This is a genomic window from Paenibacillus radicis (ex Gao et al. 2016) (genome assembly GCF_014641555.1).
In the GTDB taxonomy this organism is placed as follows: domain Bacteria; phylum Bacillota; class Bacilli; order Paenibacillales; family Paenibacillaceae; genus Pristimantibacillus; species Pristimantibacillus radicis.
In genome coordinates this window covers 139,748-165,117 of the sequence record NZ_BMHY01000004.1, presented here as the reverse complement: position 1 = coordinate 165,117, position 25,370 = coordinate 139,748, and the positions used below count along the sequence as shown (strand labels likewise).

Below are 25,370 nucleotides of genomic sequence, written 5' to 3'. Positions count from 1 at the left end.
GCAATAAACAAGTATGATTAGTTCTTTGCCTAAAAAAGACCGCAATGGATTTGCATCCAATGCGGTCTTTAGTTCCTGTACACGATTCAATTCGACTTACGGTACACAATTTTTTTAATACTATCACAGGACAGAAAATATTGGTCTGCCAGTTGATCAATCGTTGCGCCTTCCGTAAAAGTCCGGCGAATGGATTGATTTCTTTGCTGGATATATTGTCTACTGCCTGATTTTACGCCCCAGCCCGTCTTTTCCCCTTCAGGTCTAGGCACATAAATCGCGGCACCATGTATATACTTTTGGATTTCCTTCAGCAATGGTTCAGGCAAGATCATATCTGCATTTACATATTTCATGATTACTCTACTCCTTAAAAATAAGATGAATTTTAAGGTAGCAAAGTCTCCATATAAACCGGTTCCATCCTTCTGGATGAGATGGCGGTCTTCTACTCTTCAGCTCTATACAAACAACCGCCGTTGTTTATCGTGTAGACTTTGCATAGAGCTTGTTCTCTTTATCCTCAGACATTGAAATTCCCCACCTCTCCCTGCGTGCTTCAAATGTGTATTCGATTCCCAGCACCTCAATTCCTTTCCAAATGTTTCAATACGTTTTACAAGTGTGTATATTATTGATATACTGCAATGACCAACCAACCCTATTATTGGAATATTTGAGACTTTGACCCGAAAGATAAGGACAATGTCCTCTGCTTTCGGTTTTTTTGCCGTGTAATGAAGATTACGCCCCCTACTACTATAATTGCTGCATAAGGAGAAGTTTATTTTGGTTTTTAGCTCGGTTATTTTTTTATTTTTCTTTCTGCCTCTTGTTCTTGCACTCTATTTTGCTGTGCCGTTCAAATTCAAAAATACGATTCTATTGATTTTCAGTTTAGTTTTCTATGCCTGGGGCGAGCCTCGGTATGTCGTGCTAATGATCGTTTCCATTCTCATGAACTATGGTTTTGGCCTTTGGGTCGATAGAGCTGAGCATGACAATAAGAAGAAGCGAATCGCCGTATTAACCTCTGCAATCATAATCAACATTGGACTTCTCGGCTTCTTTAAATATGCAAACTTCTTTGTTGATGTAATGAATGCGGCACTGCACACGAATGTTCATTTGGAACCGGTGCCCTTACCGATCGGCATTTCGTTTTACACGTTTCATGCACTTAGTTATTTAATAGATGTCTATCGAAATAAAGAGAAGGCGCAGCGCAATCTATTCCGTCTGGCGCTGTACATTACCTTTTTCCCGCAGCTGGTCGCAGGTCCGATTATTCGTTACAACGCTGTCGCCGAGCAGCTTCGTAAACGCGTCTTTTCTTCCATTCAATTCGCCGAAGGAATTAAACGCTTTATTCTAGGCTTATCGAAAAAGATACTGCTGGCCAATCCTCTCGGGCTTGCCGCAGATACGGTGTTCGCTACTTCAACGATGGATCTTTCCACCGGAAGCGCTTGGATTGGCATCCTTGCTTATACATTGCAAATCTATTTTGATTTCTCCGGCTATAGCGATATGGCTATTGGACTAGCTAAAATGTTTGGCTTCGAATTTGCCGAAAACTTCAATTACCCTTATATATCAAAGAGCATTTCTGAATTTTGGAGACGCTGGCATATCTCGCTCGGCAGCTGGTTCCGAGATTATGTATACATTCCACTGGGCGGAAGCAGAGTTACACCATGGAAAATCTATCGCAATTTATTTATCGTATGGGCATTGACCGGATTCTGGCATGGCGCCAGCTGGACATTTATCGCTTGGGGACTCTATTACGGCATACTAATCGCGCTGGAAAAAGCAGGGCTTGAACGGCTGCTTGCCCGAATCTATCCATTAAACCATGTCATTGTGCTGCTGCTCGTCATGATTGGATGGGTGTTCTTCCGGGCCGATAACTTTGGCTACGCAGCTTCGTACATTCATACCATGTTCGCTACCCGCGGCCTGGAGCTATTCGATTCACAAGCATTGTCTTTGTTGTCCTTGAATTGGTTCTATTTTGCAATTGCGATAGTGGTGGCCACACCGGTATTCCCAAAACTGCGAAAGCTGACGTTTAGTAAATCGATCATGGGATTCCGAAATATCGGAGCTTTGCTGTTCTACTTTTTCCTGTTCGCAGAAGTGATTTTATATTTGATCAATTCGACTTACAACCCATTCTTGTACTTTAGGTTCTAATGGCTAGAAGGAGTAACGCTGTGAATAAAAAACTATCTATCGTATATATCATTGTCTTTTCAACTGTTATTTTTGGTTTCGGAATGGCTAGCATCCTATCGCCCGATAAAGGCGTTTCGGTTAGCGAAAATAGAAGTTTAAGCCATTTTCCGTCGATTAGTCTCGCAGCCTTTACAACCCGGACTTTCTTCGAAGATATGAATCTATACGTCAATGATCAATTGGTTTTGCGAGACGATATGGTTCGTCTTTACCAAGATCAACAAAACGCAAAAATGTTCAATGCTATGTTATTCGAGAATCTGCTGCACACCAATAAAATGCAAACGCCCGGGGATGGAACTAAAATTAAAGATTCGAGAATTGTGTCCAAGCTCGTCATCACCAACAACAAGTGGATTTTGCCGTCAACGGACAAAGTCGTTCATACGGATCATATCGATACCTCGACCGCCAAGTTAAACGATGCCGTTGCATTCGCGGAGGAGCAAGGTACCGAAACGTTCTTCGTCTTTAATCCTTCGAGAACCAAGGCACTGATGCATCTTTATCCGGAATATATGCAGACCGACGCTTACGCGCAATCCAAACAGTACTTCTTGTCTAAACTCGACCCGACCATTAATGTCATTAATATTGGAGATGTATTCGATACGTTCTCGAATGCCCAGTTGGAAGAGCTGTACTTGGAAACCGATCATCATTGGAATATGAAAGGCGCCTTTACCGCCTATCAGGAAATGATCACTCAAATCTCGAACAAGTCTGCTCAATTCGAAGGCAAGCCGATGTCTCTCAATGAAATCCGCACCTCGCAATTAACATCAGGCAGCTTCGAAGGCAGCTATAACTCACAGGTTAATTTTGCCGTCAATGCTAAAAAAGCTGACCGCACCATTATTTATGAGCCCAAGACACCTTTTACGTTTAAACATTTCGAAGTGTTTAATAAAGACGGCAAACAAACGGTCGCAAGCTTCCAGGATTTTTATGGCTTCAAACCGGGAAGAAGCACTTATTCTTACGGCACCATATATGGCGGGGATAGACAAAAAATCATTTACGAGAACGATAAGGCTAACAACAGCCTTAATGTCCTCTTACTCAAAGATTCTTTTATGAATCCGCTAACTCCCTATTTTGCTCAAAGCTTTAATCATTTAACGGTTCTCGACAACCGCTATTATTCAGAGTTCAGCCTGAAGAAGATATTAACAAGCCGGCATTACGATATGTTAATCATCGCTTTCCATGACGATAATCTGTTCAGCGGGACGTATGATTTCGAAAAGACGAATGGGCAGTAAGATGCCAATCGATAAAAAGCCAGGCTTCTTCTCCTGTGAGATGAAGCCTGGCTTTTCAATTAACTGCAGCATTTATTCGTCTTATTAGTTAGCTGTTCATCTGCAACGCTTGGAGTTGCCGTGCAGCAGCTCTCCTCGCCTTTAATAGAAGCATTAGCAAGACTGCACACGCCCGTTTCCGGTAAATCCAGCTCCACTTTCAATGCTGCTTCCAGATCGCCTGCCAGATAGGCTACTACAGACCTGACTTGCTCATAGCCAGTCGCCATCAAAAATGTCGGGGCACGTCCATAGCTTTTCATTCCTACAATATAAAAACCTTTTTCAGCATGCCGTAATTCTAGTTCCCCATGAGGCCGGACTGTACCGCAGCTGTGAACATTCGGATCAATGAGCGGTGCGAGCGTATCTATACTTTCCGTCGCTTGATCCATGCTGAGCCGCAGCTCTCTTAAGAAAGAGAAATCTGGCCGACTGCCCGTGTTCACGATTATTTTATCCAAATCGGAGATTACTAGAGCTTCCTCCTTCCGCACACCAGTTAAACTAATTTTCCCGTTTAGCTTAGATGCTGATTGAATTCGAAATGGGGTAATCACTTCTACTCGTTTGGCGTCCACCAGTTGATGAATGCGATTGCCAAGCTCCCCCCTTGCCGCAAGCTGATCGTTCTGTTCACCGCCATAGGCTTCCTCTAAGCTGTTCTTTCGCATAATCCAGATGATTTCGGTCGCTGAATTAGATGCCTTCAAATCGGCGAGATCCAGCAATGTGTTTAGCGCGGAATGCCCGCCGCCGACAACCGCAATACGCTTGCCGATCACTTGATCTCGTTCCGCCCCTTTCACATCGGGGATGCCATAATAGATGTTCTCGGACAACGACCTTTCTTCATTCGTCCAAACACCGCTTGCGTACAACGGATTGGAATGACCCCAAGTTCCTGTCGCATCGATGACCGCCCTAGCTTCGTAACGGATGAGATTGCCCCCTGCCTCCTCCGCATACACCTCAAAAGACAACTGCTCGCGGTTGGCCGATTTCATTTTGTCCGTATCTTTTTTGCTGACGGCGACGACTTTCATGTTCAGATAGAGCCGGGACTGGATGGCAGGCAGTTGTGATAGCGGTTTTAAGTATAGGTCCACTAATTGCTGGCCAGTGGGGAGCTCCTCTTTCGGCGGAGCGCTCCAGCCCCGTGCAAACAATAATTTAACAGCTGCTTTATCCACGTTATACTGCCATGGGGAAAACAACCGGACATGACCCCATTCTGTTACATGCTGACCAATTTGTTTTCCAGCTTCCAGCAAAATAAAATCCTCTCCGCGTTCTACCAAGTGGGCTGCTGCAGCCAATCCTATAGGACCCGCGCCTATGACGAGTACCGGCAGCGATTTATTGCTAGTATGACTCTCCCTCTCGCGCTCGACCTGTTTCACCGGAGCAGGTGTGCAACAAGAATTGGATTGCGTTTGCGTGATGTGAATGGATTTCATAGCATATCCTCCATTTTGTTTATATTTATTTGCATAATGCAACTATTAACTCATAATAATGAGGTGACTTTCTCACCCCATCGGCGTACAGCACATCTTTGACTTAAGCATGCTTTCATTCAACAGCTTCAGAGACCGGATAACCGTCTCTTTCTCAAAATCATTCATAAATGAGAATACCTCGTTCAAATAATCATCCATCATATGATCAATTGACGCGGTAACAAACTGGCCTTCTTCCGTTAAATGCAAAATATAAACTCTGCGGTCTTCCGGCAATGCCATTTTTTTGACTAAGTTTTTTTTCACCAGTGTCTGAACTTGCCGGCTAAATGTCGTAATATCCATTCCTAGAGAATCCGCAATTTGCTGCATCGACGGTTCATGCTGCCGGTCAATTTCATATAAAATATGGCTTTGAATGAGTGAAACCTCGTTGTCGCCAACTGTACAGCAGTTTTTATTCAACAAGCCAAAGCGCCGGGCTGTGACCTGAAGCAATTCTCTGGGATTACTGTTGTCCACCGCCTTCACCTCCTGTTATTGTTATACAATTTTAACTTGCATATTGCAAGTTATTTCCGAAAGAAACAGTAAAACTATTTCTTCAGCAATACCGGGATGAAGTCTGCAGCATTACGTAAGGCATCTCCATTCTTATAAGTGAGTGCATGCGTAATCGAGCCTTCAATCAGGGAGTTAATGAGAACAGATAATTGGACAGCTCTCTCTTCCCCATAGCCATCTTCGATCAATTTTTGTTCATAAATGGATATCCATAGGTCAAAAGCATTCTTCGATGCCTGCCTTAACGGTTCGCTTTTCAATGCTGTCTCTGCCGCAATTAGACCAATATGGATGCCTTCAATATGCTCAATATCGTCAAAGCCTTCTCCGATCTTTCGAATATGAATCTGAATGGCTTCCACCACGTTACCGTATTCAGCAAAATCGCTTGTAATTAGGTCAGCAATAACTCCAGCCATTTTGTTTATTGACTCGACAGCCAGCTGCTCTTTCCCGCCAGGAAAATGATAATATAAAGAGCCTTTAGGAGCATTGCTTTCTTTAATGATCTGATTGAGCCCCGTAGCGCTGTAACCTTGAAGTTGAAATAAACGGGTGGCTGTCGATAGAATGGTATCTCTCGAATCTTTTTTCATCGTATCACCCTCAATATTATATAGACTGGTCTATTCATAATATATTTAATTGTTGCAAACGTCAACCTTATTCATTTTAACAAAGGCAGGGAGACGAATCAATTGAACCATTGATCCTCTCCCTGCCTGGAATGACTAGCATGTTCGGCTTCGCTTATTGAACAGTACGATTTTTAGCTGCTATAAGTCCAAAGCTTAATATAAACACAATAACAACAATTAGAGTATACAGCGGGGTAGTCCAAGAATGAGTAATGTCATGCAGCACCCCAAACGCAATTGGTCCTAACGCTGCCAGCATATAGCCGACAGACTGCGCCATTCCTGACAGCTCCGCTGCTTCCTGCACATGGTTGGAGCGAAGCGTGAAGAACATCATGGCCAGACTGAATGCTGCTCCGCTGCCTATGCCAAGTATGATCGTACTGAATGAGGCAATCGTATTACTGCCATAAATCAATCCGATAAGCCCTCCAAGCAGCAGGACAAAAATGATCCCGACAATCCCCCGCTGATCCTTCAACTTGCCTGCAATAATCGGTACGATAAAGGTGACTGGCATAATGGCAAATTGCATAAAGGACAACATCCAGCCCGCCTGCTCTGCTCCTATTCCGCGTTCCTGCAAAATTTCAGGCAGCCATGCTGCAATGACGTAAAAAACCATCGATTGCAGGCCCATATACAGTGTAATGCTCCAGGCAAGCTTATTGCGCCAAAGCGACTTTCCTTTTTTCATCGCTGAGATTCCAGCTTGTGCGCCTGCAGCTTCCTTGGATCTTAGCAGCCACAAAATAGTTGCTGTACCGGCTAGTACTGCCCATATCATGAGCGAGCCCCGCCATCCAAGGCCAATGGAATGAGCAAGGGGAACGCTGACCCCGGAAGCAAGTGCGCCGCATAGGTTCATCGCCACTGTATAAAAACCAGTAACTAATCCAAGCTGACTTGGAAATGCCGTCTTAACCAAGCTTGGCAGCAATACATTACATACGGCGATCGCCATACCGAACAGTATCGTTCCGAGCATTAATAGGAAAACTCCGCCTAAGGAGCGGACAATAATACCAACCGTAATCGTTAAAGCTGAAAGTGCCAGCACCCGCTCTAATCCAAACCGTTGAGACAGCTTAGGGGCAAAAGGCGACAGCAGCGCAAAAGCAATGAGCGGCATAGCGGTGATAACGCCAGCCAATCCGTTAGAAATGCTCAAATCACCCTTAATGTCGCCAATCAGCGAGCCGACACCTGTAATGGGTGCACGCATATTGGCTGCTAATATAATTAAGCTGATAAGCAGCGGCCAATTCAGCCAGCTTGCTTTTTGCTGTTCAAGTTTTTTGTGTGCGATGGCTTGTTGTGCAGTTGTACTCATAACTCCTCCAATACCGGCATTGGACGGCCGGGTTTATCTATATTTTTTTATGATTCTTCATAGCCCAGTGAAGACTTTGACACTTCAATATACTGTGTGACAGCCTCACCAGCAGCGCTGATGTTCCCTTCAATAATGGCTTGAACCGTCTTTTTATGCGAAAGCAGGAAATCCTCATTCTGATCCGGATAGCACCCTGATTTCTGAATCGTAAGGGTAATCGCATCAATCACATGCATGTATAATTCATTCAGCAAATCATTATGTGCTGCTGCTACGATCGCGATATGCAGCTTAATATCAGCAGCAACAAAAGCATCATGATCGCCACCCGCTGCCTCGCGCTCATAATCCTGAATCCGCTGCTGCAGAATCTCAATATCATCATCATCGCGGCGTATGGCAGCCAGTCTGGCCGCTTCCCGCTCCAATGCATACCTGACTTCTAACGTTTTGAGCAGCTCCGTCTGTTCAATCCGCTGTTGCAGAACGACGCCGAGTTTGCTGGAAGATACAACGTAGGTCCCATCTCCCTGCCTTGTTTTTAAGAGCCCGGCATGAACAAGCGCGCGCACGGCCTCCCGCAGCGTATTACGGCTGATTTGCAGCTGCTCCATCAGTTCTTGCTCTGCAGCAATTTTTTGCCCTACAGGCCATGTGCCTGATTCAATTAACTTCTCCATTTGCTCGGCTGCCTGTTCGACCAAGGTCATACGATTGGTCTGCTTTAACAATAATCTCACCTTCTTAAACGTAGGATGTTTGGTTTATTGGTACAATATCATAGAAATCAGCATTTGTAAACCATTGTGAGCAGTTGGACTAAATACAGCATATAAAAAAATAAAGGACTTCCCTTACGATAACTGCTCGTAAAGGATGTCCTTCATTTATTTTCTTCATGCGTTATTCTGATTCAGCAATTACCAGCCATTAAAAATAATCCGAAAAATAAGGAGTCTGCTGCTCTATTGCATCCTCCAGCATATCTACCGTCTCAGGAGAGCAGGAAATACGCCCGATTTTATGAAGATAGTCTGGTCTTTTATAGCCCATGAGCATCGTAGTCAAGGTTTGAATATCAATTCGGTCATTACATTTCTCTGATGTTCGAACGACCTCACCTTTGCCTTCGGCCGTAATGCTTAACTTGAAAACCCCTTGATTCCAGGTCAGCATAGGGTCATCAAGCATAAACGTCCATTCACGATCCGTCGTATCTGTTTTGAATGGATATTGCACAATGAACTGCTCCAGATCCACAATACGGGCCATGTAATAAGGCGAGATCGTTTCCTTAATATCCGCATCCTCTAATAAGAATGCTAAGGGTTCATCTGTATAGGTATTCCCGATGACTTTAGAGATCATGGAAAAGTGAGCACTAATGAAATTCCACAGACCACTGCGCGCCTCTTCACTAACGAATATCATATCCTTGATATGAAATACTTCATCCGCTATGCGGTAAAGCACATACCCGTCCGGCTCATCATCTTCATTATAATAAATGGCAGCCATAATATCATCCGACTCCCATAGCCAATACTCATTCCACAATACGTCATTTCGTAGTAAGGCACCATGTGTACGAATCGCAAACCGTTCATACGCCTTTTTCACCTGATCACTCTCTACCGTGACACGCACGATTTCCCCGGCAACCTGCTTGTTTTTAGGAAGCTGATAATCATTAATCTCATACGTAATTTTATCGGAAATGATCTCCCAGCCCTTGCGGCGATAATAAGGAATGGAGTATGGAAAAAGAAACGATATCGATTGTCCCCGATTTTTCATATTTTCCAAAGCCTGATACAGCAATTTATGCATCAATCCTTGGTTTGCATATTCCGGATATGTACCAACCCCAGTAAGTCCGCCCATCTCGTAGGTTTGATTAAAAATACGCACTTGCAGCGGATAAACGGCAGCTTGCGAGATAAGCTTGTCCTCGTCAAACCAGCCCAGCACATCGGCTTGCTCCAAGGCTGGCGATTTGGCACGAATAATTTCATCCTCTTCCCAGCCGATTTGATGCAAGTCACGATATGTCACTTGAAACACGTAACGCAATAATTGATTATATTGCTTAAGATGCTCTACGCCGACCTTCTTTATCTTTAACTGTTTTTTCCTGCTCATATCCTATCCCTTTCTGTAGTTTCGCTATTTGGCATACATTCAAATTCATCGCCTTATCTCAAACAAGACCTTAGTTCCAATTTATTCCTTGCTTCTATTATAAGTTGGATTTATTAAGACAAAATTAATTCCGTGACCTAATTCAATTGTAACCGATTATAATGCGGCAAATCCAATTGACCGGAAATCGCTGTTCTTTTATGGGCATTAGCTTAACCTGTTGGATGAAAACCTGACAGCTATTTCTCTGTATGTTGCGATCGGTAATGAGCCGGAGATTGGCCTGTTACCTTATGGAAAAGTCGCGAAAAATAATGGACGGAGCTAAAATGATATTTCTCTGCAATTTCCGTAATGGTTAGCGTGGTATGTAACAAATCTTCCTTTGCCCTCCCTATTCGAAAACGTTGCATATATTGGACAGGGGAGCAAGCTGTCGATTGACGGAACAGTTCAAAGAAATGTGCGCGGCTCATCCTCAAACTCTTGTAATAAACTTCAATTTTTTTAGGGATGTCGTGCAAAAGATCATGTTCCATAATTTCTAGTATGTGAGTAATTCTCCGGTCTGGAATCTGCTGTTCTTTCAACTGGCTGTTCAGAAAATAATCAATAAAGACTTGAAAGTTCCGCTGAATCGTCAGGCTGCGCATGAAGGTCTGTTCATTGGTAAAATTCGCATTTTTATAAAAGTCCTGAAACAGATCTTCCCAGACTCGCAATGATTCTAACATGGTAATTTCGGGAAGCGGGTACGGGAACGACGGCCCAATAAGCTCCTCCAATAACGGCTGGGGCGGGTAGCATACGGGACAAGCTGTATCAAATTTATGCTCCCGGTCTATGTAATGCCAGTCAAAGTAACAACATAAATGCACCATTGGCTCCTGCGAATCAGCCAGCTACTCATGTAATTGACCAGCCGGCATATATACGAGTGCTCCTGGGCCTAATCTCTTGCTTTGTCCACGGCTAATCAACGTCCCATATCCTTCGCTGATTAAATAAATGGAGCTGGTGTAGCAGATCCGCGGTGAGCTGGACTGTCCTTTGTAAAACGGATATCGAGTCGCTAGATACACATAGGGATGTAAAGAAGTAAAGTTCATGCGGGAGCTCCCCTTTTGGCTGTTACGGTTTCTTTTATAATAAACCTTGGTATTGAAAATTTGCAAAGCAGTCCTGTGCGGAAGCAAATTTGTCCGACAATTGTGCAACTTATAGACGAACTGCTAAATACTATTGCCATCTCTCTCTGATACATTTGGAACAAGAATTTAGCCTAATTGAAGGAGGAGGATGGAAAATGCTGAAGACAAATGTGCAAAACAGCGATTTATATAACAACAACGTTGGATATGAACGAGCAGGACAACATCGTATTCATTTTAACGGTCCAGCAACGGATTTTTTTGAAGGCGCTCTATTAGGCAATGGGGGCTTAGGAGTTGTCGTCACCACACGACCAGATGCGGTACTGCTGCATTTTGGCCATAATAATGTCTGGGACATCCGCATCGCTGAGGAGCACCGGGACGAAATCATGACTTTTCAAGAAGTGTATGACCGGATCTCTGCTTTGCCTGCTGACCTGCCCCAACTGACAGACAATCCATGGTATAAGGAATATTGCGAGATGACTGGGAAGAATTACAGCAAAGCGTATCCGAAGCCCATGCCTTGTGGCACATTGCTTCTCCGGTATGACCGCCGGGCAGCTGAAGTGCTGGGACATACCGTCCATATTAAGGATGGCCGATGCACAATTGATTTTCTGATTAATGACAAGCGGGCTGTCTTAGAATTATTTGTTGAGGGGAACTATGACCGGGTTTGGATGAAGGTTACCGATACAATTAGCGGCGCTGCGGTTCCATTATTTACAGAAATCAAATTGCTTCCCGATCCAGAAACACCACTGGAATTCCCTCAAGCAGAAATCACAAAAGATGCAGCAGGTGTTATATCATTCACACAAGTACTGCCTTCTATGGAACTGCCAGCTGTTCCATATACACCCCATGAGAAAGACAAAGCCTTTCGACTGGCAGTAAGAACATCTGATCTTGCTGCGATAAATCAGACTGCAACAGCGGCTGGCGCTTTCGCTTGTGCTGAATTATGGGAAGGACTTTATACGGATGTTCAAGCTGTGTCGGAGAAAGTACCGCCTAGTCTTGATGGCTACAAAGCGGCTCAATTAGAGACGGCTGAATGGTGGTGCGACTACTGGAATAAATCGGCTGTTATTCTAAGCGACATTTTTTTGGAAGAAATTTGGTACCGGAATTTATACTTCTTCAATTGCTCAGTGAAAGAAGGCGTAACCTGCCCAGGCCTCTTCGCCAACTGGAGCTATCGTACCATCGGTGCGGATTGGCATGGTGACTACCACATGAACTATAACACGCAACAGCCGTTCTGGCTGGCATTTTCCAGTAATCATCTAGATAAGCACCTTCCCTATGTCGATATGGTCGATCATGTGCTGCCCGTTAGCCGCAGCTGGGCTCAGCAGTACTATGAACTGCGCGGTGCTTATTTCCCTCATTCCGCCTATCCGGTGGAGATGACGATGATGCCTTATCCTGTGCCTCACTGGGGCTGGGAAATTTGTGAAACCCCCTGGACGGTGCAAAGCCTCTGGTGGCACTATCTCTACTCCATGGATAAAGATTTCCTCCGGGATCGTGCTTTTCAACCTATCAAGGAGGCTGTTCTGTTCATGGTGGATTACATGAAACGCTTGGAAGCCCGCGGAGAACAATGGGGTGACGATAACTTCCACATCTTCCCTACTGTTGTCCCGGAGCTATATGAGATTACTCCAGGATTCGCTAAAAACAGCGATTGTCTGATCGATCTGACACTCACCCGTTTTCTGTTCCGTGCTTTTACTGAAGCATGTGAGGTGTTGAATGAGGAAAATTCTGAGCAGCAATTGCTGATTGAAGTAAGAGAAATCCTGAACCACTTCCCGGAATATCCTACAGCAGAATCTCAGCGCGGGCGAGTGTTCGTATCGGTTGAGGGTGAAGATCCAGAAGTTGTCTATAATGTGCCTATTCCAGTGACAACCGTTTTTCCGGGAGAGCACCATGGCTTGCACTCAACTGAGGATGAATACCAGACGGCAGTGAATTCCTATTTGAATCACCGGAACGAAGGCGGCAATGAATTGGTATTCTATAATCTAGCAGGTGCCCGGCTTGGAATTCTAGATCTGGAACGCTTTAAGAGGCAGGTTCGATACTGTCTGCTCCCCAACGGGACTTGTACGGATCGTGTTTTGATGAGCGGAGGGCGTTACTCGGATACAGAGAATTTCGACTTTATGTCAAGGATGGGGATCTGGTTTGAAAACTTCGCCCTGCCTGCAGTAATTAACGAGTGCCTGCTGCAAAGCTATAATGGGCATCTTCGTTTCTTTACGAATTGGAATGGGCAACAAGCAGAATTCCACACGCTACGGGCGGTGGGCGGCTTCCTTGTAAGTGCGGAATTCAAGGACGGCGAGACGGCGTGGATTGAAATTTTCAGCGAGGCGGGGTCCGCTCTATCCTTCTATATTCCTTGGGCTGATGGTGCGTTATGTTCCTCATCTTCCGGTCAACACCACATAGCTACCGGCGCAATGGGGACAATTTCAACAACACCCGGTGAAAGAATTACAATAGTAAGAAGACAGAATAAATAATTCACTAGAAAATGGGGATAGGCCATTAAGAATTTAAAACCCGCGAAAAACCTTGAGAAGATCGCGGGTTTTCATTTTTCTAAGTTCCGTACAGCTTCCAAGCGGCCCGCCCCCTGTCATTGACAAACCAAATGAAGTGACTGCTTCAGACAAGGTTGAAATAACTTATACAATGATGATCACAATTGCGAATCGTATTGACGGTACAGGCAAAAGCAGCTCCGCTTAAATAGCAAAATTCACTAATGACTTGTAACTCCGAAAATTAATTTAAACGCACTCCGCGTTTTGTTCATTCTTTTTAAGCCCTCTTTAGAATCCCAGATGAATACTGTCTTTCCGAACCAAACTCTAAAATAAACGGAATGAAACACAATTGGCCTAACGATTCCTTTTTGCTCAAATTCTGTCCCATCCGCAAGTTCGGTTTCCGTTCGAACTAACCAAGTGTTCCCTATGCCAACCTCGATATATTTCAAGCTGGACGACCTCTTTCATCACAGACTATCAATCTACTTTATAATACCGCTTATTGGAACTTTATTGAGCGGCAGCTCCATAGCTGTTCTCTTTTTTTATCTAAGGAATAGGGATACCCGCGTAAAAAAGCAACGAGCCCCCTAGTGTGGCTCATTGCATCATCATATTCATTATGATCCGGCTCTGCTTTCTATCTCCCCCCTGCTAAATCCTGGTTCGTAATACGCTTTGAGCGATGTCGCGACGTTTTTCACGACGGAGAATGATTGGAACCGTGATCGCTGCAGCGATCGCCAACAGCGGAGCTAGCGCACCAGCGATAGGAAACGACGTCGAAATATTTATAGAGAAGTTGCTGAAATCCCAAAGCCCATGCAGGATCATAGAGAACACGAGTGTTCCCGTAGACCGCCGGGCAAGGTAGAAGATTGAACCGAGGCCAAAAGCGATCAATACCTGGAACAGAGCTCCAGCCCCGATGCCTAGGAAGATGTTCGGCAAGTGGAATACTGCGAACATCGCTGTTGATAGCAGCCAGACCCCGGTTTCTCCGAACCGGCTGCGCAGCGCGACTAACAACTGGCCTCGGTTGATCATCTCCTCATTGAAGCCGACCAGGATGCTGCCGACAATGAGATACAGCCACATTAGGGGTGTGACATGGGCGAAATCGCCGATCAGCATGTTCACGATCGCGATGACCATCATCAGGATAGGGAGCGTCATCGTCCATCGTGAAAGACTCCGCTTTTCAAACAAGCTGAGGCGCCACCATCCGTAAACCGTGGCCATTATGATAGTCAGCAAGGCACCTCCAGACAGCGGTATTACATACCAGAGAAGAAGGGTCTGATCACTTTCGCCCACTCGCTTGTAGTCAACACCGTTAAGCACGAAGATCGCATAGAAGACTGCACTGTATAGGAAATAGGTGAGAACCCCCCATGCTACCCGGGGGCGAACCCGAAGGACGGGATTCGAAGATTGTTGCAGCATGGAACTTTTTTCAGACATTATCAACACTCCTACTATTTATTTACAGTTTATTTCAACTACTCAAATATTGAGCAAACATGTTGTAGTGATACGTATCGGAAAAAAGCGCAGGGGGAAACAAAGGTTGGGCGTTAAATCCCAATCTTTGATTGCTTTGCTTTGAACTCACTTTGGATATGCCTCTATCGTTCCTCGCCCTCTTTTAGAATCAGGTGCCGCAGCGCTTCGAACAGGTAATTGATAAGCTCCGGCTGAATGTGACTTGGTAACTCCACTCCTATAAGCTTTTTCCCCATTTCGCTCATCCCCAGCTCCTCCAGCGGTTGTCCGAGCAATTGATCGATTAACTGCTTCAGACTTCGTGCACACTCCTGCACAAGAGGGTCGTTCGGCAGCAGCCCTTGCTTGGAAATCAGGAACAGATCATTAAACGCAATCATGATCTCAGGTTCCATGCTGACTCCCCTCTCAAACATCGATTGTACGAATGCATCCGGAAGCACCTCGGAAAACCACTTCTTAACTTCACCTTCGTGTTGGATGGAATGAATCATCGTCATAATGAGTTCGGGATCCAGCGTATGGTTGTCCTGAACGATTGTGCTGACCCGTTCCATTGTTGCCACAACGTGTTGGATGTGCTGCTGCTTCTGAAGCAGCAGCTCATACTGCTTCTCCAGAGAAGCTTTAAAATCGCTACCGTCCTGCTCCAAATATTGTTCAATTTCATCCAGGGAGTAGTCTAAATATTTCAAAGCCAATATTTGCTGGAGACGAAACAAATCCTCATCCGAATAAATTCGATAGCCTTGTTCATTGCAGCTTGGCTTAAGCAGTCCCTTCTGATCATAAAAGTGCAGCGTACGTTTCGTCGTCGAGGTCAGTTTAGCAAACTGTCCTACCGTGTAGTACCTCTTGCTGATCTCTCTCAGCTCCTTTCTAGCGTCAGTATAGGGGATAACGTTACGTTATAGGCAAGCTTTTTTTAGTCAGCTGTTAGCTCCGGCTATTTTCATGCTCAAAAAGAAAACGGCACAGGGATTCTCCCCATACCGTTTAAGATTCCATTTTATTTTTCTTCTTGTCGTTGGGCTTAACTTCACGACTTTGGCCCAGAGGCATGCCTTATTGTAGTTACACCTATTATCGTGACCTGCATAGGTTCAACCCTTGACACTTCCAAGCACGAGCCCCGAAGTGAAGTATTTTTGCAGGAAAGGATATACGAGAAGTATTGGCAGTGTGCCCACGAAAAGCTGAGCTGCGCGGGACGTTCTGGCATTTACGAAATTGAGCAAATCGGAGTATTCTCCTCTGGCCATACTGATAAAATTCTCAGGATTGATAATGATCGTCTGCAAGTAGCTTTGCAGCGGATAATTTTCTGTACGGTTCATTAAGATAAGACCTTCAAACCAGGAATTCCAATGATTGACGATACAGAACAGCGCTAACGTGGCTAATGCCGGCTTCGATAGTGGCACAAAAATTCGCCAAAGCACCGTCCAATGGGTTGCGCCATCCATAAAAGCCGCTTCCTCCAGTTCTTTAGGCAAACCTCGGAAAAAGTTGAGCAGCACGATGACGTTAAACACGGGCAGGGCGCCGGGCAGGATCAATGCCCAGATGGAATCGATCAAACCGGTTTTGCTGATGACCACATACCACGGGATCAAGCCCCCGCTGAACAAGATCGTCACGAAAAAGAACCAAGCGTACATGCCGCGCCACTTGAAGTTCCTTTTCTCCTTGGACAACGAATAGGCGGCAAGAATCGTAAGGAACATATTGACGCTAACACCGAGCACGACCCTTTCCACAGACACCCAAAGAGCACGAGAAAACTGTTCAGACTTCATGACGAACTCGTAAGATTTCAAATTAAAATCAATAGGCAAAAATTTCACATCCCCGGCCGCAACAGCAGTGCTTCCGCTTAACGAGGTTGCCAGAAGATTAATGAACGGCAGCAGGCAGAGTATCGCCGTCAGCGCCAGAAAAATGTAATTGCCTACAACAAACAGTCTTCTTCCGAAAGTGTCGTAGCGATTCATGGGGAATTCATTCCTTCTATTAGAATATGCGATAGTCCGCAAACCTTGAAGCCAAATAGTAAGAGATCGAGATCAAAGTGAATGAGACAACGGATTTGAACAATCCAATCGCCGTAGCCGGCGAATACTGGGTCTGTTCGATGCCGAGCCGGTACACGAACGTGTCGATGATATCACCCGTCTCATACACGGAAGCGCTGTATAAATTGAAAATTTGGTCAAAACCTGCATTCAGTACGTTTCCGAGACTCAATACGGACATTAGGATGATGATGGGCATCATTCCTGGCAATGTAATGTAGATCGTCTGCTTCCATCGGTTAGCCCCATCGACGCGGGCTGATTCGTACAGCGACGGATCAATGCTGGTCAGCGCAGCCAGGTAGATGACTGTTCCGAATCCGAACCCTTTCCATATATCGGATACTATCATCGTGATCGGAAACCAGAAAGGATCGCCTAGAAAGTAAATGGGCTCAATACCGAACAAACCGAGTCCCTGGTTAACGATTCCGTCCGAAGGAGACAGAATATCGATCAGCACGCCTCCCATAATGATCCAAGACAGAAAATTAGGGAGATAGATGAGCGTCTGGAACGATTTCTTAAACAGTGATTTCCCCACTTCGTTCAATAGCAGGGCGAAAGTGACCGGCACGACGATCATGCCTACGATTTTGAACAATGCGATGGTCAGCGTATTCCATAAGATTTGCATCGAGCCGGGCATATAATAGACGTATTTGAAGTTGTCAAAACCGACCCACGGCGAGCTGAATAAATGTGCCGGATTAAACTTCTGAAAGGCTATGACGAGTCCAACCATGGGAAGATAACTATAAATGAGTACAACAATCACCGAGGGAAGCAGCATCAAGTGCAGCGGTGTGGTCCGGCTTCTTCCGATTCTTAGCAACGCCTTGTCTCCTTCCTATACAAGCACAGGCGAACGAGCATAAACCGCTGACGCCGTTCTTTCACGGCGTCCAGCGTTTATGCCGCGGGAAAGGAATTCAGAAAACTTCCCGACCGCCCTATTTTCTTATTTGTTGTATTTATCGTTCATTTCTTTCGTAATGGCTTCGCCGCCGAGCTTATACCAGTTGCTGACCATCTTGTCGAATTCGTCCAATGAAGCGCCCATAATGATCTTCGTAATGGCTTCTTTCTCGAGCTTCTCCAAAGTCGCTTTCTTCTCGGCCATTGTAGGCGTATCCACACCGCGATATTCCGTCGGCAACACGTTGCCGTTGTCGAACAGCTTCTGCAAAATCGAGAACGAGCCCACCGAAGAGTTTTGCAGCCAAGCGCCGGAGGAATCAGGGTCTTGCGACTCCACCCATTTAAGGGCTGCGCTATATTTGCCGACAGACGAACCAGACAGCTTCGAAATGTCTTTCGTTTCTAATGCCTCCGAGATTTGCGTATATTCCCGCGTGCTCTGCTCCGGATCGCTGACTCCGATCGGAGCATTCCACATTCTGCCGCCTGCCGTGTAGTTGATGTACTCGTCCGCATCGTTTGTCAGGTTAATTTTTACATACAGGTTGATAAGCTTAATCGCGGCTTCCGGATTCGCGAACTTCTTGTTGACAACAATATAGCTGCCTACCGGCCAATTGCCCGGCTGCTTCACCGGTTGACCGTCCCCGGAAGGTATCGCGTAAGGCATCAGAATCGCGCCGTTGCCGTTTTTCTTAATGATATCCGGTCCCGGATAATAGCCGTTCCAGTTCGAGCCGATCTCGATGCCGACTTTGCCGTTCGTCAGATCTTCGGCGATTTTAGCCGTATCCTTCAGGCCGAACTCCTTGCTGATCAAGCCTTTTTTGAACATATCCTGCAGAACCGCCAAGCCCGCTTTCATCTCCGGCTGTACCGAGCCGTAAACGATTTTGCCGGAAGCGTCCTTGATCCATGCGGCCGGGTAAGCATGATAAGCATTGAAAATGCCATCGGCGAGCGCGACTCCAGTTGCCGAAATGGAGGTGTCATAAAGATTTTTATTGATGGCAATGCCATAAGTGTCGTTCTTTTTGTTGCCGTCCGGATTTTCCGTCATAAACACTTCCGCGATGTGGAGAAGCTCATCCATCGTCTTTGGAGGAGAAAGGTTGAATTTTTTCATCCAATCATCCCGAATCCAAACGACGCTTGGAATGCTGATCATTCCGAAATGCTGGGTGGAAATTCCCATCAGCTTCCCGTCGATGATACCGGATTCAAAACCGGCTTTGTCAGCCTCCATAATCTTTCTTAGCTCCGGGGAAGCGAACTTCTCGTAAGCTTCCGTCAAATCCATGTTGAGACCGGATGCGGTGACCTGAGCGAATTGAACGTTGTCGACCGTATATACGTCGGGCAGATTGCCAGACGCGATGCTGACGTTCAGTTTGGTTGTATACTGCGTCGCGTCCGCTGTCCACAGGTTTTTCATCTTAATGTTAAACGTGCTCTCAATCGCTCTCGTCCAGAGGTTGTCGTCATACGTATCATTGCCGAGTTGGGTAATGCCCGTATTAGTCTTCAGCGCCGTCGTCACGGTAAGCGGCTTTTCATATTTCGACCAGGGTCCTTCTTCGTTTGCTGCGCTTGCCTCAGGCGAAGCGGTGGATGTTTCATTAGCGGGAGTACCCGTGTTTTCGCTTGGCTGGCCTGCATTTTCTTTTTGGCTGCAAGCGGTTACAAGCAGAACGAGAACCAGCATAAACATTACGATTGCGGTTGCGCGAGTTTTCTTCGTTTGACTCAACTTAAACCCTCCTTGAATACGGTTCGTCATCATCTTTCTGGGAGGGGCCCCTATACATGATTGTAAGCGCCACCATCGACGATTTATAGTTCAATCTGTTTACTTTCGTTTGATCCGTTGACCAGCTGAGACGATAGTCAGATAATCTGGTTACGGTATTCGTTCGGCGTCTTGCCCGTCATTTTTTTGAACGCCGTCGCGAAATACTGCGGAGAATCAAACCCGACAGCTCTGGCGATGTCCTGAATCGGGCGCGTGCCGTCTTCAAGCAGCTCTTTGGCTTTGCCGATTCGTGCTTTATTGATAAAGTCGAATAAATTCGTTCCCGTTGCCTGCTTGAATAATCTCGACACGTAGGAGGGATTGTAGTTCACCTTTTCCGAGATACGGACAAGCGTTAATTCACCGTGCAAGTTGCTTCTGACGAAAGCGATAATCCGCTCGATCAATTCACCCTCCCTGCTGGTCCGCTCGTCTTCCTTCAAAGCGAAAACAGCGTGCCCCAGCTCGCGCAAATAGTCGAACGACTCACGCCAGGAATCGAACCCGTTCGCTGGGATGAGCCTGCCTAAAGCGATGCGGTCGGTCAGCTTGTCTGCAAGACGGTTTTTGTTGATGTAGGTCAGAAACAGCAGCGATATCGTACCGTATACTTGGGCTGCCGAAAGATCGCGCATGCGGGAAACGGCGCTCAAGCCCTCATCCACCTCGTCCAGCTTTTCGAAAAATTCCTTGCGCAGTCCTTGCTCCAAGCAATCCTGTAAAGCCTCTGCTTTTCTAGCGTAGGCGCTTCCGTCCAAGGCAGCCTTGTTGGCTGTATCGAACGCGGATACCTCTTCGGAGTTTATCGAACAAACGACAGGCATGCCCATAGGAGAATGAAACCGGGTGTCGGCCATTGCTTTCAATAAATCCCAGCTTTCTTGTACCGATGACCAAGGAACGGGCTCATCGTACAACAGGAACGATATCTTCGTCTCCAATGCTTCTTCGCTCGCGGCTTGCAGCGTTTCCAGATTGCCTTTGACGAATAGCACCGTTCTCTTCCAGAGCTGTTCATAACTTTCGGATACGGCATCGGTATCGGTATCGATTCGTATCACGGGCTGTATTAGCCATAAAAGATCATATTTTCCGATGTCAATCAGCGCATGTGAGGCGAACGGAGATACATATTGTCCAGTCAAAGAGGAAAGCCCCCTCAAACTCAGGAATCTCTCCGAGTAGTCCTGGCTGACCATTCCGCCATGCACTCGTCCGAACAGCAGCAGTATCGGCCGGTTCTCGTCAAAAGGGATAGCGAGCTTGTCCAGCCATCCCCGCTCCGCATCCGCCAAACGTACCTTGCCGCTTATGACGTCAAGCAACAATTCCTTGCGCATCAGGTGGACGACAAGCTCTTCTCTTTCCAGAACGCGGCTCCGCAATTGCTGGTTGCCTAACTCCTGCTCCATCTCGGAAATTGCTTGCTTGACTGCATCGACGATCTCATCGTCGTCTTCTGTTTTCAACAGGTAGCTTACCCCGTTTTGCTTCAACGCGCTGTAGATGTATTCGAAATCGTTGAAGCCCGTCAGGAAAACGATTTTGCATCCCGGCCAGCTGTGTTTTATTTGTCCCATTAACTCAAGCCCGCTCATGCCAGGCATGCGAATGTCCGAAAGCACAATATCGATTTTGGCAGCTTCCAGCCTTTGTAAAGCTTCTTTGCCCGAATAAGCCTTGACGATGTCTAAATCCATTTCCGATTTATCCATAAACAGTTCGTAAAGCCAATCTACAATGTGCCTCTCGTCATCCACAATCATCAATCTATGCATGGCTGCTCTCCCCCGCATCCTTCGGTATAATCGTAAGACAGACTTGCAACCCGCCGAAATCCGATCGGGCAACCGTCAATCCGCTTCCCTCTTTACAGAACAGCTTGACGCGCCGATGAATATTCGCAAGACCGGTTATTTCTGTATAATCGTTGTCCTTATGCCAGCTCCGCGTCAGCTTCTCCAAATCCGCATCCGTCAGCTCTTCCCCGTTGTCTTCAACGGTTATAACGAGCCCGCCCGAAACCCGGGCGAAACGGATAGCGAGCAAGCCGTGATCCTGCTTATTCTCCAGTCCGTGCTCAAAAGCGTTCTCAATAACGGGCTGCAGAATAAGTCGCGGCACCTCTAACTGTCCAAGATCTGGTGGAAAATCAGCGAAATCGACGGCGATTCTCCCCGCGAAGCGCATCGCCTGAATTTCCGTGTAAATTCGGGCATGCTCGACTTCCTTATCGAGCGTGACCGTCTCTGCGCCGTTTCTCGTAATGAACTGGAAATACCGGCCAATCTCCTTCGAGAATCGCAGTGCGTTCTCGTAATCTTCTTTTTTGATAATGCGGTGCAGCAGAAAGTAACTGTTATATAAAAAATGCGGATTGATTTGCGTTTGAAGCTGCTTCAACTCGGCTTTCTGACTTAGTATTTTTTGCTCGTACACTTGCTCGATCAGGTTTTGCAAATTTTCTACCATGGCGTTGTAACGCCTGTATAAATAACCGAATTCATCGCGGCTGGCATAATCGATTCGAATCTGAAGATTGCCGCTCTCCACCATTCTGAACGATCGGATCAGCTTGACGAGGGGCTTTTTGATTAACATATACAAGGAGTAAGAATACGCCGCTGTAATCAAGATAGCGATCAAGAAGAAACTCCAGTTCCACGTGACCAGCTTTTTCAACGACGTCAGAATGCCTTCGTTCGGTAAAACGTAAGAAAGCATAATCCCGGTATAGTCTGACATCTTGTAAACAAGCAAATACGGCTTGCCATTCAGATCGACGGGGATCGAACCGCTATTGCTGTCTTGCAGGGCAGCATCCAGACGTTCGGAGAGCCTAGCTAACGAGTCTGCATCGTTTACGTTTTCTATCATGAACTGCTGCGAAGGCTTTCTTATAATAAATCTGCTGTCCTTATAGCCTTCCAATTGCAATTGTGCCGACTCTAGGGCCATCTTGGACAGCTCGATCTCGATGATGAATAGCGGCGGCTTGCCGCCTTGCGCGTAATTCGGGAAGCCAGCCAGCATCAGCAGACGATCCTGCCAATGAACGATTTGCGAGGCGGAATCGCTTTCAAGTGCCTTCAAACCATCGAATTCCTCCAGCTTTAACTCGCTGTATAAGCCACTGGGGTAGCCATCCGCGTTAATAGACCATTTTAAAGAAGGTATGAGCACTCTCACTCCCTGAATATAACCGCTGCTGCTCTTAATGGAGGACAGCCGTTGATGGATTCTAAGAATCGCTTTCGTTTTCTCGAAATTATCCAGATATTGCGATGAGTTGGCGATTTGGTTCAAGTCCTCATCCTGTGTCATATCAAGCTGCAGCTTTTGAATGCGTTGGATGTCATGGTCAAGGTTGTCCATATAGTAAGAGACCTGCAGCTTCATCGAATTGAAGATTTCTTCGGACAACTGCTGGCTGCTCCACTTGTAACTCCATATCCCAAGCACGAAAATGGGTATCATGCTGACCAGGAACGTAACAATCAGCCTCGTAAAAATAGATTGCTTCCAAAATACCCCTGTATCATTCATACAAAGTCTCCTCACCTTGAAACCGTTTACTTTTGTTTCTGAGTTTAACATGAATGACGAGTATGTGGATATCCCGGACCAACAGATAGCTTGCCGAAAGTGGCTTCTTAGTTGTCGCAAAGCCTAGTTTGGCTGGGCGTGCCATGCATAAAAAGACCGTCAGGGAACCTGACGGTCTTCTTGGGGGAGATAAGGAAAAATAAACCATGAGTTATGCACTTGTTCTCCCAAGCCCCGTGAGGGCTCGCGGCAACAATCCGAACATTGTACAACCATTATTGCCTACAGTCTAGTTTTCACTTCGCTCGCTTTCGACCCTCAAGGCAATCTATCGATATGCTTGGGCTTACGATCAAGAGGCTTGTGACTCATACAATCGTGAATAAATACCGCCGCTGCGCAGCAGTTCCTCATGCGTACCCATTTCGGCAACCTCTGTGCCATCCAATACAACAATCTGGTCGGCATGACGAATCGTCGATAGCCGATGGGCAATCACCAGTGTTGTGCGATCCTTGGATATGTCGTCCAGCTCCTGCTGGATCTCTTGCTCCGTCTTGGTATCAAGCGCCGATGTCGCTTCATCCAGAATGAGGATCGGTGCATTGCGCAGAATCGCCCGTGCTATCGAGAGCCGCTGTTTCTGTCCTCCGGACAGACGCACACCGCGTTCGCCAATCAATGTATCGTAGCCTTGCTCCATCTGTGCTATAAAATCATGCGCTTTTGCCGCGTTCGCTGCGGCAATCACATCTTTCCGGGTCGCGTCCTTCCATCCGTAAGCTATATTGTCATACACCGAGCCGTCAAACAGGAAGGTATCCTGCAGCACCATCGAGATATTGTCACGCAGGCTGGAGATCGTCACATCACGAAGATCGATGCCATCTACGCGAATAGACCCCGCCTGCGGGTCGTAGAATCGGTTAACGAGACTGGCTAATGTCGACTTTCCTACACCGGTCGTGCCTACAAGCGCCACCGTCTTTCCGGGATCAATGGTCAGGTTCAACCTTTCTAGTACAGGCGCACCATCTTGATAAGCGAATGTGACATCTTGAAAGGATATCTGTCCTTGTACACGCGGCAAACGGACTGCGTTTCGCTTCTCCTGTATGTCTTCCTCTTCTTCCAGCACATCATATACCCGTTTAAGTCCAGCGGCGGCTCGCCCGCCCATTTCCACCAAGCCGGAAAAGGACTTAACTGGTTGATAGAACATACCCAGGTAGGCGATGAATCCGATGATATCAGCAATGCTTAACTCCCCTGCTGCCAGCAATCTGCCGCCCAATATCACGACAAGCACGGTACCCAGCGCGGTTACAAATGCCAACAACGGCACAGAGGTTTCATAGAACAGACTGGCGCGCAAATAGGTATTCGTATGTTTCGTAGCCAGACGAGAAACGTTGCCCCGCTCCTCCTCCTGCCGATTAAAAATTTGAATTTCCTTCATGCCCGACAAGTTTTCCTGCACCTTGCCAGCGATTTCTCCCCGTGCCTTGGAATTCTCCCCCCAAAGCGGTGACAAGCGCTTGCTTTGCCATATCGTGATTGCAAGCAGCAATGGAATCGTGATCAGACTGATCAGTGCCAGCTTCACATTGATCGTCAAGAGCAGGATGCCGACACCGATAAAGGTTAGTCCGTTGACAATAAAGTCAGGAATGGCATGGGCAATGAAGATTTCCGCTTCCATTGCATCATTCACAACGCGCCCGGTCAAGTCACCCGTCCGGCTTCGATGGAAATAGCGCAAGCTCATCTGCTGATATTTACTATACAATCTTGTTCGTAAATCCGCCACATAGTGAAGTGCGGCATAATGGTTCATATAGCCTGCCAAAGATGTTCCCATCGCTTGCACACAGGTGGCTCCAAGCAGCAACAAACCAATCTTCAACGCTTCTGCGGCAAACTGACTGCTGCCTTCGGTCGCCAATTGTGTCAGCGAGCGAATCGCCCAGGGCAAATAAAACCCGGCAATCGTGGCCATCACGACACCAACAAATCCAATACCTAACTGTAACCAGTATTTCCGTGCGCCCAGCAGGACACGCCATGCAATTTTCATATAACAACCGCCTCCTTCTGTCTATAGCTCTTAGCAAT

20 protein-coding genes are annotated in these 25,370 nt (G+C 46.4%); 3 read left to right on the top strand and 17 right to left on the bottom strand.

The genetic code is table 11. The annotated features are described in order from the left end of the window. Positions 1-86 precede the first annotated feature (86 nt). Entirely contained in the window at positions 87-356 is a 270-nt protein-coding gene (locus IEX98_RS12315; RefSeq protein ID WP_188889494.1) for a CD3324 family protein, read from the bottom strand. Positions 357-789: 433 nt separating this feature from the next. Here IEX98_RS12315 and IEX98_RS12310 point away from each other — a divergent pair, with 433 nt between their 5' ends. Further along, the gene (locus IEX98_RS12310) at positions 790-2,199 is read left to right on the top strand and encodes an MBOAT family O-acyltransferase (protein ID WP_188889493.1); all 1,410 of its coding nucleotides are present in this window, start codon (positions 790-792) and stop codon (positions 2,197-2,199) included. 20 nt (positions 2,200-2,219) lie between these two features. Next, positions 2,220-3,506 carry a DHHW family protein gene (locus IEX98_RS12305; protein WP_188889492.1) on the top strand — a complete coding sequence of 429 codons (1,287 nt, stop codon included), beginning with the start codon at positions 2,220-2,222 and terminating at the stop codon, positions 3,504-3,506. 59 nt (positions 3,507-3,565) lie between these two features. Here IEX98_RS12305 and IEX98_RS12300 read toward each other — a convergent pair whose 3' ends face one another. The 7 genes from IEX98_RS12300 to IEX98_RS12270 form a co-directional block, all read right to left on the bottom strand. Continuing rightward, positions 3,566-5,005 carry an FAD-dependent oxidoreductase gene (locus tag IEX98_RS12300; RefSeq protein WP_188889491.1) on the bottom strand — a complete coding sequence of 480 codons (1,440 nt, stop codon included), beginning with the start codon at positions 5,003-5,005 and terminating at the stop codon, positions 3,566-3,568. A 72-nt stretch (positions 5,006-5,077) separates the two neighbouring features. Further along, positions 5,078-5,530, bottom strand: coding sequence for a MarR family winged helix-turn-helix transcriptional regulator (locus IEX98_RS12295; RefSeq protein ID WP_188889490.1), 453 nt, complete (start codon positions 5,528-5,530; stop codon positions 5,078-5,080). A 74-nt stretch (positions 5,531-5,604) separates the two neighbouring features. After that, the gene (locus IEX98_RS12290) at positions 5,605-6,168 is read right to left on the bottom strand and encodes a TetR/AcrR family transcriptional regulator (protein ID WP_188889489.1); all 564 of its coding nucleotides are present in this window, start codon (positions 6,166-6,168) and stop codon (positions 5,605-5,607) included. Between the two features lie 154 nt (positions 6,169-6,322). Further along, positions 6,323-7,543 (bottom strand): CynX/NimT family MFS transporter, encoded by a 1,221-nt coding sequence (locus IEX98_RS12285; protein WP_188889488.1) that lies wholly within the window; start codon positions 7,541-7,543, stop codon positions 6,323-6,325. Positions 7,544-7,590: 47 nt separating this feature from the next. Continuing rightward, positions 7,591-8,286, bottom strand: a complete 696-nt coding sequence (locus IEX98_RS12280) for a FadR/GntR family transcriptional regulator (RefSeq protein ID WP_229692146.1) — start codon at positions 8,284-8,286, stop codon at positions 7,591-7,593. Positions 8,287-8,476: 190 nt separating this feature from the next. Further along, positions 8,477-9,688, bottom strand: a complete 1,212-nt coding sequence (locus IEX98_RS12275) for a GNAT family N-acetyltransferase (RefSeq protein ID WP_188889486.1) — start codon at positions 9,686-9,688, stop codon at positions 8,477-8,479. A 239-nt stretch (positions 9,689-9,927) separates the two neighbouring features. After that, complete coding sequence (locus IEX98_RS12270) at positions 9,928-10,569, bottom strand: helix-turn-helix domain-containing protein (protein WP_229692144.1); 642 nt, start codon at positions 10,567-10,569, stop codon at positions 9,928-9,930. Positions 10,570-10,994: 425 nt separating this feature from the next. On the opposite strand from IEX98_RS12270, the gene IEX98_RS12265 reads away from it, so the two are divergent. Further along, positions 10,995-13,385 carry a glycosyl hydrolase family 95 catalytic domain-containing protein gene (locus tag IEX98_RS12265; protein ID WP_188889485.1) on the top strand — a complete coding sequence of 797 codons (2,391 nt, stop codon included), beginning with the start codon at positions 10,995-10,997 and terminating at the stop codon, positions 13,383-13,385. Between the two features lie 242 nt (positions 13,386-13,627). Here the strand turns inward: IEX98_RS12265 and IEX98_RS12260 are convergent, their stop codons facing one another. The 9 genes from IEX98_RS12260 to IEX98_RS12220 all read right to left on the bottom strand — a co-directional run bounded on the left by IEX98_RS12260 (position 13,628) and on the right by IEX98_RS12220 (position 25,332). Further along, positions 13,628-13,864, bottom strand: a complete 237-nt coding sequence (locus IEX98_RS12260) for a DUF3977 family protein (protein ID WP_188889484.1) — start codon at positions 13,862-13,864, stop codon at positions 13,628-13,630. Positions 13,865-14,069: 205 nt separating this feature from the next. Next, on the bottom strand, positions 14,070-14,879 hold the full coding sequence (locus IEX98_RS12255) for a CPBP family intramembrane glutamic endopeptidase (protein WP_188889483.1): 810 nt from the start codon (positions 14,877-14,879) through the stop codon (positions 14,070-14,072). 164 nt (positions 14,880-15,043) lie between these two features. Then, positions 15,044-15,784, bottom strand: coding sequence for a MerR family transcriptional regulator (locus IEX98_RS12250; protein ID WP_268237831.1), 741 nt, complete (start codon positions 15,782-15,784; stop codon positions 15,044-15,046). A 240-nt stretch (positions 15,785-16,024) separates the two neighbouring features. Next, complete coding sequence (locus IEX98_RS12245; protein ID WP_188889482.1) at positions 16,025-16,915, bottom strand: carbohydrate ABC transporter permease; 891 nt, start codon at positions 16,913-16,915, stop codon at positions 16,025-16,027. A gap of 19 nt (positions 16,916-16,934) precedes the next feature. Then, entirely contained in the window at positions 16,935-17,789 is an 855-nt protein-coding gene (locus tag IEX98_RS12240; protein WP_188889836.1) for an ABC transporter permease, read from the bottom strand. A gap of 168 nt (positions 17,790-17,957) precedes the next feature. After that, positions 17,958-19,667: an extracellular solute-binding protein gene (locus IEX98_RS12235; RefSeq protein WP_188889481.1), complete on the bottom strand. Its 1,710-nt coding sequence runs from the start codon at positions 19,665-19,667 to the stop codon at positions 17,958-17,960. A 137-nt stretch (positions 19,668-19,804) separates the two neighbouring features. Continuing rightward, positions 19,805-21,487: a response regulator transcription factor gene (locus IEX98_RS12230; protein ID WP_188889480.1), complete on the bottom strand. Its 1,683-nt coding sequence runs from the start codon at positions 21,485-21,487 to the stop codon at positions 19,805-19,807. Further along, the gene (locus IEX98_RS12225; RefSeq protein ID WP_188889479.1) at positions 21,480-23,255 is read right to left on the bottom strand and encodes a sensor histidine kinase; all 1,776 of its coding nucleotides are present in this window, start codon (positions 23,253-23,255) and stop codon (positions 21,480-21,482) included. The genes IEX98_RS12230 and IEX98_RS12225 overlap by 8 nt, the downstream gene beginning before the upstream one ends. Positions 23,256-23,607: 352 nt before the next feature. Further along, a complete protein-coding gene (locus IEX98_RS12220) occupies positions 23,608-25,332 on the bottom strand; it encodes an ABC transporter ATP-binding protein (RefSeq protein WP_188889478.1) in 1,725 nt (574 codons plus the stop codon). Positions 25,333-25,370 lie beyond the last annotated feature (38 nt).

Excerpts from the sequence above, each read along its gene's own strand:
- IEX98_RS12315 (WP_188889494.1), bottom strand. The coding sequence starts at position 356 with ATGAAATATGTAAATGCAGATATGATCTTGCCTGAACCATTGCTGAAG.
- IEX98_RS12255 (WP_188889483.1), bottom strand. The coding sequence starts at position 14,879 with ATGTCTGAAAAAAGTTCCATGCTGCAACAATCTTCGAATCCCGTCCTT.
- IEX98_RS12265 (WP_188889485.1), top strand. The coding sequence starts at position 10,995 with ATGCTGAAGACAAATGTGCAAAACAGCGATTTATATAACAACAACGTT.
- IEX98_RS12240 (WP_188889836.1), bottom strand. The coding sequence starts at position 17,789 with ATGCTGCTTCCCTCGGTGATTGTTGTACTCATTTATAGTTATCTTCCC.
- IEX98_RS12225 (WP_188889479.1), bottom strand. The coding sequence starts at position 23,255 with ATGAATGATACAGGGGTATTTTGGAAGCAATCTATTTTTACGAGGCTG.
- IEX98_RS12285 (WP_188889488.1), bottom strand. The coding sequence starts at position 7,543 with ATGAGTACAACTGCACAACAAGCCATCGCACACAAAAAACTTGAACAG.
- IEX98_RS12220 (WP_188889478.1), bottom strand. The coding sequence starts at position 25,332 with ATGAAAATTGCATGGCGTGTCCTGCTGGGCGCACGGAAATACTGGTTA.
- IEX98_RS12275 (WP_188889486.1), bottom strand. The coding sequence starts at position 9,688 with ATGAGCAGGAAAAAACAGTTAAAGATAAAGAAGGTCGGCGTAGAGCAT.
- IEX98_RS12290 (WP_188889489.1), bottom strand. The coding sequence starts at position 6,168 with ATGAAAAAAGATTCGAGAGATACCATTCTATCGACAGCCACCCGTTTA.
- IEX98_RS12300 (WP_188889491.1), bottom strand. The coding sequence starts at position 5,005 with ATGAAATCCATTCACATCACGCAAACGCAATCCAATTCTTGTTGCACA.
- IEX98_RS12245 (WP_188889482.1), bottom strand. The coding sequence starts at position 16,915 with ATGAATCGCTACGACACTTTCGGAAGAAGACTGTTTGTTGTAGGCAAT.
- IEX98_RS12230 (WP_188889480.1), bottom strand. The coding sequence starts at position 21,487 with ATGCATAGATTGATGATTGTGGATGACGAGAGGCACATTGTAGATTGG.
- IEX98_RS12270 (WP_229692144.1), bottom strand. The coding sequence starts at position 10,569 with ATGGTGCATTTATGTTGTTACTTTGACTGGCATTACATAGACCGGGAG.